Source organism: Mesorhizobium sp. M6A.T.Cr.TU.017.01.1.1 (assembly GCF_004023115.1).
Lineage (GTDB): Bacteria > Pseudomonadota > Alphaproteobacteria > Rhizobiales > Rhizobiaceae > Mesorhizobium > Mesorhizobium mediterraneum.
The window spans coordinates 1-8617 of sequence record NZ_RZTA01000176.1; the positions used below are offsets into that span (position 1 = coordinate 1).

Here is an 8617-nt window from a genome sequence, read left to right on the forward strand (position 1 = left end):
CTCGTCCATTCGCGCCAGGCGCTCGATCCGACCGGCGTGATGCTGGCGCTGGCGGCCGGCGGCTTCTGGGCACTCTACATCGTGTTCGCGCAGAAGGCGGGCGCGGAACTCGGCGGCCAGACCACGGCTTACGGCTTGGCAATCGCCGCGGTGCTTGCGCTGCCGTTCGGCGTGGCCGAGGCGGGGCCGGCGCTGGTCGCGCCGTCGATCCTGGCCGGCGCCCTGCTGGTCGGGCTGTTCTCCAGCGCGCTGCCGTTTTGGCTGGAGATGGTGGCGCTGACCAGGATGTCGGCCAGGCTCTACGGCACGCTGACCTGCCTGGAGCCGGCGCTGGGCGCGTTGGCGGGGTTCCTGTTCCTGCACGAGATCCTGACCGGGCTGCAGTGCCTGGGGGTAGCCGCTGTCATAGCCGCGGCCTTCGGCGCCACCATGACGAACAAGCCGCCGGTGCCTTCGCCCGAATAGGGTTCGCTGGCGGCGCCTTGGCTGACGCCGGCTACCCCAGCCACCACCAAAGCCCAGCCAGCACCGCCACGCCGCCCGCGATCGACAGCCCGAGCATCATGTACGATCCCTTGATGACGTCGCGGATGACCTTCTTGACGCTTTCGCGGTCATTGAGGTTCGGGAACGGCTCCCGCGGCTCCGCCACGCCGAGAAAGCGGCACAGCGGCCCCCAGCCTTCGGTCACCGTGAACACCAGAAGTTTTTCCGGCGACACTGCGGCCTTCACCTCCTCGGTGTAAGCGTTGTAGCGCGCGATTGCCCGCTCGCGGTCGTCCATCACGCCGGCCAGCACGCGACCCCAGATCAGCTTGCGCGACATGTCGCCGAATTTCCGGCCGAACGGCGTCAGCCACTCCAAAATCTTGAACTGCCAGAGATTTTCGGTGAAGTAGATCGTATCGATCGTGCTGTCGTACCAGCCTTCGGCGCCGCGCGGGTGAAGCGTCAGCAGCACCTTGGCATCGGGATAGGCGGCCAGCAATTCTCGCCACACGCAGCAGCCGGGATTGTCGACCGTCGCCTTGTAGTTGGCAAACGCACGGTCCCAGTCGTGCGGCGTGCCGGGCTTGCTGTTCGCCACCTTGCGCCAGAAGTCGAGGTGGCCCTTGTTGGTCTTATTGAGGATCACTTCCTGCATGTGATAGCAGGGAAAGCCGAGCCTGTTCAGCGCGGCAAAGGTCGACCATGTGCCCGTGCGTCCGAATCCCGCGCCGATTACCTTGAGCGCCATGTTCCCCATCCCTCCCATGGACTGATATTCTTATTTTATGTCAGTCCGTAGGGCCTACGTTGCGCCCGGAGTGTCCGGCGCGCAACAAATTTCCATCATGTCCTCCCGTTACAGGTCGTCTCTTTTTGAATGGACCAGCGATAGCCAAGGTAGAGCCTCAACCAAAGATTGCGTTAAATATGTGCACACTTCTGTTCCATTTGCCACTTGCGCAACCATTGAAAGGGTGAAAACGTTGGTCTGGGGTAAATGGGCAAGGGGGGTCGTCGCGGCTGTTGCAAGCCCGGGACGGCCTTGAAAAGCAATGAATTTTCCACAGTTCCTGGTGGGGATGACCACCGCGTCACTCGTCGTGGCGCTCTCGACTTTTTTGGCAACCGGTTCAATCTGGAAGGCGCTGGGCTGGACAGTCCTGACCCTGATCGTTTTGCAGGTTGGATATTTTGTGTTCGTCGTCCGGCTGATCTATAGAACCGGGCGAAAGACACACAGGTGATCCGCGACCCGTGAGTGCTGGACCATCGAGACGGTATCCGGTTTTACGACGTGTCGAGATTCGACGCCAATCCGGCTGAATATCTATATGCTTAGATCATGATGTTCCTGAAATAGACATTATGGTCTAAGCCTTTTGAAAGCGGACTTGTTCGGTTCTGGGAATGTGCATTGGACGTTCCGTTACTTTAGTCAACCAGTATATATTTCCGAATACATATGCCTGGGATTGGGCAGCGCGGAAGCCTGCCTGCGGCTTGTGCAATCCTGATCCGCCGTCGAGACGTGGCGGGTTGAAGCTGCCGATCTCCCCCGGGGGAGATCGCCGCGTCATCCGCTCAGCTCCGTCGCTCTGCTCACTCCGCCGCCAGCTTGTCCTGCGTGTTGGTGTCGAAATCGCTGGCGTCGTGGCGCTCGTGCAACTGCATCGCCGGCTCGCCGAAGGCGCGGTTGACCATGCGGCCGCGCTGCACCGCCGGCCGCGCGTCGATCGCGTTGGCCCAGCGCTGCACGTGTCTGTAGTCCTGGACCGACAGGAACTCGCCGGAATCATTGTACATGCGCCCGAGCGCCAGCCCGCCATACCAGGGCCACACGGCGATGTCGGCAATGGTGTAGTCGGTGCCGCCGAGATATTCGCTTTCAGCGAGGCGCCGGTCGAGCACGTCCATCTGGCGCTTGGTCTCCATGGCGAAGCGGTCGATGGCATATTCGATCTTTTCCGGCGCATAGGCGTAGAAATGGCCGAAGCCGCCGCCGAGATACGGCGCCGAGCCCATCTGCCAGAACAGCCATGACAGGGTTTCGGCGCGCGCCGGCTGCTCGGTCGGCAGGAATTCGCCGAATTTTTCGGCCAGATGCACCAGGATCGAGCCGGATTCGAAGACGCGGATCGGCTTTGGCCCGCTGCGGTCCATCAGCGCCGGGATTTTTGAGTTGGGATTGACCTCGACGAAGCCGCTGCCGAACTGGTCGCCGTCGTTAATCCTGATCAGCCAGGCGTCATATTCGGCGCTTTTGTGGCCGAGCGCCAGGAGCTCCTCCAGCATGATCGTCACCTTGACGCCATTCGGTGTCGCCAGCGAATAGAGCTGCAGCGGATGCTTGCCGACCGGCAGCTCCTTGTCATGCGTCGGGCCGGCGATCGGCCGGTTGATGCTGGCGAAGGCGCCGCCATTTTCCTTGTTCCAGGTCCATACTTTCGGCGGTGTGTATTGGTTCATCTCGGGAGGCCTTTGTTGGGAGCGGGGAGGGTCTTGGGGAGGATCAGCTTGCGCGATGAGAAAGGGAGCGAGGATGGGCAGATTCATCCGCACATAGATAAAGGTAGTGCTGGCAGCAGGAAGTTCAACTTGTGTTGAACTATTGTCGGTTCCGGGTGCCGGCCCACGTTCTCCCCCTTGGGAAGGGATCACGGATGCCCTTGCGCCTCGTCACGTGCGCCATACCTATAGAGGATATCGGGCCTTTGGCGGCCGCCATGAATATTGCCGGGATTGAGAGCATGACCATCGATACGATTTTGCGGTCCATCGTGGCGGTGCGCGCCTCGATCCCCGACGACGCCTTCACCGCGAATGCGCTGGGCACGAGCCGGGAAGGCAGCGGCGTGGTCATTCGCGACGACGGTCTGGTGCTCACCATCGGCTATCTCATCACCGAGGCGGAAGAAGTCTGGCTGACCGACCATAACGGGCGCGTGGTTCCCGCGCACGCGCTCGCCTACGACCAGGAATCGGGCTTCGGCCTGGTGCAGGCGCTGGCCCCGCTCGGCCTGCCCGCGGTGGCTTTCGGCGACGCGGCCAAGGCGATGGCCGGCGATCCCGTGGTGCTCGCCGACGGCATCGGCCAGTCGGTCAGCGCGCACATCATCACCAAGCAGGAATTCGCCGGCTATTGGGAATATCTTCTGGACGAGGCGATCTTCACCGCGCCCGCCCATCCGTCATGGGGAGGTGCGGCACTCATCGGGCAGGACGGCAGGCTGCTCGGCATCGGTTCGCTGCGCCTGCAGATGAGCCGCGCCGGCGAGATCGCCGATATCAACATGGTGGTGCCGATCGACCTTCTGCCGCCCATTCTCGACGATCTCCTGACACGCGGCCAAGTCTCCAAGCCACCGCGCCCCTGGCTCGGCGCCTTCTCCGCCGAAAGCAATGGCGAGGTGGTGGTGATGAGCGTAGCCGAAGGCAGCCCGGCCGCCGAAGCCGGCCTGCGCCAAGGCGACATCATCTCGGATGTGCGCGACGGCGAAGTCGACGGGCTCGCCGATTTCTACCGCAAGCTATGGCAGAATCCGGCGGGCGCGGAGATCCCGCTGCGGGTGGTGCGCGACGGCCGCGAAACCTGGCTGCGCGTCAAGTCGGCCGACCGCAACAGCTTTCTCAAGAAACCGCAGCTGCAGTGAAGCAGTCGATACGGGTCACCTGATGCATCCAAGGCTGCTCAAGACGTTCCTCGCGGTTGCGCGGTGCCGAAACATCACGCGCGCCGCGGAGGAGATCCACCTCGCGCAATCGAGCGTGAGCGATCAGATCCAGACGCTTGAAGCCGAGCTTGGCACGGCCCTGTTCACGCGGTCGAAGCAGGGCCTGCAACTGACGCCGGCGGGCGTCACGCTGAAATCCTATGCCGAGGACATTCTGATGCTGGTCGAACAGGCACGGGCGGCCGTGGACGTGACCGCCGGACATGCCGCCGGATCGGTGACGATCGGCGCGCTGGAGACGATCGCCTCGGCGAGGCTGGCGCAATGGCTCCCGGATTTCCAGGCCGCCCATCCCGACATCGATCTTCGGCTGAAGGTCGCGGGCAGCGGTGATCTCGTGCGCAAGCTGGAAGATGGCGAGATCGACGTCGCCTTCTGCTTCGACAGGGACGGTTTCGAGAAGGTCGACGAACGCCTCGCCAGACGGACGCTATCGGCGGAACCATTGATCCTTGTCGTTCCTCCTGAGGAGGCAGCGATGAGAGGCGATCTCACGGCGCTTGCCAGCATGCGCTTCGTCGTCACCGAAGCCGGATGCATCTATCGGCACCTGTTCGACAAGGCTGTTGCCGAGGCAGGCCTTGCATCGCCGAGGCTTGCCGCCGAAGTCGGCAGCATCGGCACGATCGCGCGCCTGGTGGCGGCTGGGGCCGGCCTTGGTCTGGTGCCGCGCCTGGCCGTGGTCGAGGCGCTCGATCGTGGCGAGGTCATCGAAATGCCCTGGCCGGGCCCGGTCCGCACGGCGTCGATTGCCATGATCTGGCGCCGCAGGCGGGTGCAGCCGCCAGCCTTGAAACTGCTGCTGGCGGCCGCTGGCGACAATTTCGCGCCGGTCAGACCAGCCGATGCCCGCCCTCGACATGCAGTGTCGTCCCTGTCGTGAAAGCGTTGCCCATCAAGAAGCAAATAGCGTCGGCGATGTCGTCGGGTTGTCCGACCCGCCCGACCGGCAGCCGCTCTGCCATCGCGTTCAGCGTGTCGTCCTTCTTGGCGCCGGCAACGAAGGTCCAGATCGGCGTGTCGACCCAGCCCGGCGAGACCGCGTTGACGCGGATGGGCGCCAGCTCGATGGCGAGCGCCCGCACGAGCCCCTCCAGCGCCGCATTGACCGCGGCGACGACCGAGCCCCGCGCCGCCGGCCGATAGGCCGCGATGCCTGATGTGAAGGTGATGGAGCCCGTGGCCGAAAGCATCGGCGCGCCATGTTTGGCCAGCAGTAGCGGCCCATAGAATTTGCTTTCCACCACCCTTTGCGCCGCCTTCAGCTCGAGCGCAGGCAACAGCTCATAGGCGCCTTCGATATCGGCTGCTGTGCTGACGATATGGTCGAGCCGGCCGATCCGCCTGAACAAAGCGGCGACCTGATCCTCCCGGGTGATGTCGACCGCGATCGTGTCCAGCGCGGCAGGGTTGCCCAGTTGCTCGCGGGCGCGCTTCAGCCTGTCCTCGTTGCGCCCGGCAATGACAACCTCGGCGCCAGCCTCGAGGCACCGCCTTGCCAGCGCCAGACCCATTCCCGAACTGCCGCCGACCACCAGCACTTTTCTGTTTGCCATATCCGCCATCCTTCGCTTCCACAGACGATCACTTGGTCAGGGAAGTCGCAGGTCTGGGCTCGAAGCGGAAACGGAAGAAAACGATAGTGCTATCGGAAAATCCGATGGTGCGGCGTGCCTCACTCGCCGCAGGCGCTGAAGCCTATTCCGGGGCTCCACTCCGAAAAGGCAATGACCTTGCCTTCCACCGCCACGGTCTTCTGCTTTGTGGTGCCATCGGGCTGCATCTTGCTGCTTTTGCCCTTGCCGGTCAAAACGTTGTAGTCGCAGTCGCTTGCGACATTGTCCTCAAGATAATCGTGATAGTCATAGGCAAAGCCGGCGACGATGAAGGCGTCATTGCGGTAAGCGAGCGTCAGCGTCGTGTTGGTCCGTTTGCTGCCGACCGGCATTGCCGGCAGGTATAGGTTGATCGAGCCGTTGGGCAGCGTGGACAGCTCCGGCTCGGTGTCGGAAGCCCCGTAGCCCGGCCGGTCGTAACCGTTCCACTCTCCGTAGATCTGCTCACGCACGATGCCGGCAGGTTTGAGAAAATTGGCCTCGCGGTCCCTAAGGAAGAAATACATGTCCATCGGGTCGCCGGGCTTGGTCTCGACGATCATCACCAGATCGACGGCGCCGTCGCCGTTCCAGTCGCCGGTCAGCGCGGTGATGATCTTCTGGGTTTCGATCGGTTCCGCCAGGCCCATGGTCGGCAGCAACAGCATCAGGCCGAACAGCATCGCTCGCATGGCAACATATCCCCCAATTGAAGCCCGCCGTTTCCAGAGCCGGGCCATGGCCGGTTCTGGACACAAGATTACTACATCACGATGGGAAGAACCGCCATGGGCGCCGAGGGACGCGTGATGCGTGGGGAGACGGGCGTCAGCGACGTCGGCAGGACAGAGGGGGCGCGAAGGAACGCGGCCCCTGCGCAAAAGTAGCCGGCGGCCCCCGGCTCGTCACACCCTGCCCGATTTCCCATCCTCGCCAAAAATCCCGATCACCCAGTCGATAAACACCCGCACGCGCGGCGCAAGCTGGCGGTTTTGCGGATACAGCGCCGACAGCGGCGTCGGCGACGGCGGATAGTCCGGCAGCACCTCGACCAGCGTGCCGCGCGCGAAATCGCCGGCGAAGCGGTAGTGCGGCGCCTGCACAAGGCCGAAGCCGAGGCGGGCGAGCTCCGCCATCGTGTCGGAGCCGTTGACCGTCACCCGGCTCGGCAGCGTGATGGTGCGCAGCTCGCCCGCAACCGTGAATTCAAGCGGCATTACCTCGCCGGTCCGCGACGAGCGGAAGCCGACCATCGCATGGCCTCCGAGATCGTCGGGTGCGGCCGGCACGCCGTGCCTCTCCAGGTAGGCCGGACTGGCGCAGGTGACTTCGCGCAGCGTCGCCACTCTCCGCACGATCATGCCGCTGTCGGCCTGTTCGCCGGAGCGCAGCACGCAATCGACGCCTTCGCGCACCAGGTCGACCAGCCGGTCGCCGTCGCCGATATGCAGGTCGATCCGGGGATAACGATCGAGGAATTCGGCGAGCCGCGGCAGGATGAAATGACGGGCCATGAAGCCGTGCACGTCGATCCTGAGCAACCCTTGCGGCTGCGCCGCCTGGAAGCCGGCCTCGGCATCCTCAATATCGGCCAGGATGGCGAGGCAGCGCTGGTAATAGGCCTGGCCGTCGAGGGTAGGGGCGACGTGGCGTGTGGTACGCTCGAGAAGCCTGACCCCTAGCCGCGCCTCCAGCTCCTTGATCGCCTCGGTGGCGGTCGATCGCGACATCGAGAGATCGGCGGCCGCCGCGGTGAAGCTGCCGCGCTCGATCACGCGGGTGAGAAGGCGCATCCGGTCGAGACTGTCCATCGCCATTGTTCGCCATATCCGAATGGTGTTGGCAAGACCCGAGCGATTACCCCGGCAAATTTATCACCTACCTTCAGTCCACAAGAATTGGAGATCTGACATGGCTACACAAAATGGAAGAGCGGCGCTGGTGACCGGCGCCTCGAAGGGAATCGGTGCCGAAATCGCCAGGCGGCTGGCGCGTGACGGCTTTTCGGTCGTCGTCAACTACGCCAGGGGCGCCGAAGCGGCCGAAAGCGTGGTGCGCGAGATCGCGGCTGAAGGCGGCACGGCAATCGCCATCCAGGCCGATGTCGGCGATCCCAAGGGCGTGGCGCGTTTGTTCGACGCCGCCGAGCAGGCCTTCGGCGGGCTCGACGTGCTGGTCAACAACGCCGGCATCATGAAGCTTGCGCCGTTCGCTGAGATGGACGACGCGGATTTCGACCGACAGATCGCGGTGAACCTTGGTGGCGTGTTCCGCGGCATGCGCGAAGGTGCGAGACGGCTGCGCGACGGCGGCCGCATCGTCAGCTTCTCGTCCAGCGTCGTCGGGCTCTACCAGCCGAGCTACGGCGTCTATGCCGCGACCAAAGCCGGCGTCGAGGCGATGACGCATGTGCTGGCTAAGGAGCTTGGGACGCGCGGCATCACCGTCAATGTCGTGGCGCCGGGGCCGGTGGCGACCGAGCTGTTCCTCGACGGCAAGTCCGAGGCGCTGGTCGAGACGATCACCAAGATGATCCCGCTCGGTCGGCTCGGCCAGCCCGCCGACATCGCCGGCGTCGTGTCGTTCCTCGCCGGTCCGGACGGCGGCTGGGTCAACGGCCAGGTGCTGCGCGCCAATGGCGGCACAGTCTGATTTTTTCCGCAACAACCACAGGGAATTGACATCATGCCGTTTGCAAACTTCAAGGTGCCGGAGCGCGCTCTGTCCGCCGGGCAGAAGGAGGACCTCGTCCACAAGACCACAGCCCTTTTCGTCGAGATGTTCGGCGAAGGCGTGCGCCCC

General features: G+C 63.9%; 11 protein-coding genes. 6 read left to right on the forward strand and 5 right to left on the reverse strand.

The genetic code is table 11. The annotated features are described in order from the left end of the window. A partial coding sequence (locus tag EOB36_RS31830) for an EamA family transporter (RefSeq protein WP_164897674.1) occupies window positions 1-465 on the forward strand: 465 nt, incomplete at its 5' end. Between the two features lie 31 nt (window positions 466-496). Here EOB36_RS31830 and EOB36_RS31835 read toward each other — a convergent pair. Continuing rightward, window positions 497-1237 carry a sulfotransferase family protein gene (locus EOB36_RS31835; protein WP_128286452.1) on the reverse strand — a complete coding sequence of 247 codons (741 nt, stop codon included), beginning with the start codon at window positions 1235-1237 and terminating at the stop codon, window positions 497-499. 304 nt (window positions 1238-1541) lie between these two features. Between EOB36_RS31835 and EOB36_RS31840 the strand changes: the two genes are divergently transcribed. Next, window positions 1542-1733, forward strand: coding sequence for a hypothetical protein (locus EOB36_RS31840; protein WP_095482717.1), 192 nt, complete (start codon window positions 1542-1544; stop codon window positions 1731-1733). 355 nt (window positions 1734-2088) lie between these two features. Here the strand turns inward: EOB36_RS31840 and yghU are convergent, their stop codons facing one another. Beyond that, entirely contained in the window at window positions 2089-2955 is an 867-nt protein-coding gene (gene yghU, locus EOB36_RS31845) for a glutathione-dependent disulfide-bond oxidoreductase (RefSeq protein ID WP_127293568.1), read from the reverse strand. 281 nt (window positions 2956-3236) lie between these two features. Here yghU and EOB36_RS31850 point away from each other — a divergent pair, with 281 nt between their 5' ends. Then, window positions 3237-4139, forward strand: coding sequence for a S1C family serine protease (locus EOB36_RS31850; RefSeq protein WP_128286453.1), 903 nt, complete (start codon window positions 3237-3239; stop codon window positions 4137-4139). A gap of 22 nt (window positions 4140-4161) precedes the next feature. Next, window positions 4162-5103, forward strand: coding sequence for a LysR family transcriptional regulator (locus EOB36_RS31855; RefSeq protein ID WP_128286454.1), 942 nt, complete (start codon window positions 4162-4164; stop codon window positions 5101-5103). Here the strand turns inward: EOB36_RS31855 and EOB36_RS31860 are convergent. From EOB36_RS31860 to EOB36_RS31870, 3 genes are all read right to left on the reverse strand, one after another. Further along, a complete protein-coding gene (locus EOB36_RS31860) occupies window positions 5054-5785 on the reverse strand; it encodes an SDR family oxidoreductase (RefSeq protein WP_128286455.1) in 732 nt (243 codons plus the stop codon). The two genes, EOB36_RS31855 and EOB36_RS31860, sit on opposite strands and share 50 nt — an antisense overlap. 110 nt (window positions 5786-5895) lie before the next feature. Further along, window positions 5896-6507, reverse strand: coding sequence for a hypothetical protein (locus EOB36_RS31865; RefSeq protein WP_128286456.1), 612 nt, complete (start codon window positions 6505-6507; stop codon window positions 5896-5898). Between the two features lie 213 nt (window positions 6508-6720). Beyond that, window positions 6721-7626 (reverse strand): LysR family transcriptional regulator, encoded by a 906-nt coding sequence (locus tag EOB36_RS31870; protein ID WP_128286458.1) that lies wholly within the window; start codon window positions 7624-7626, stop codon window positions 6721-6723. A gap of 100 nt (window positions 7627-7726) precedes the next feature. Here EOB36_RS31870 and EOB36_RS31875 point away from each other — a divergent pair, with 100 nt between their 5' ends. Together EOB36_RS31875 and EOB36_RS31880 are read left to right on the forward strand one after the other, a co-directional pair. After that, on the forward strand, window positions 7727-8467 hold the full coding sequence (locus EOB36_RS31875) for an SDR family oxidoreductase (RefSeq protein WP_128286457.1): 741 nt from the start codon (window positions 7727-7729) through the stop codon (window positions 8465-8467). Window positions 8468-8500: 33 nt separating this feature from the next. After that, a partial coding sequence (locus tag EOB36_RS31880) for a tautomerase family protein (RefSeq protein ID WP_206637230.1) occupies window positions 8501-8617 on the forward strand: 117 nt, incomplete at its 3' end.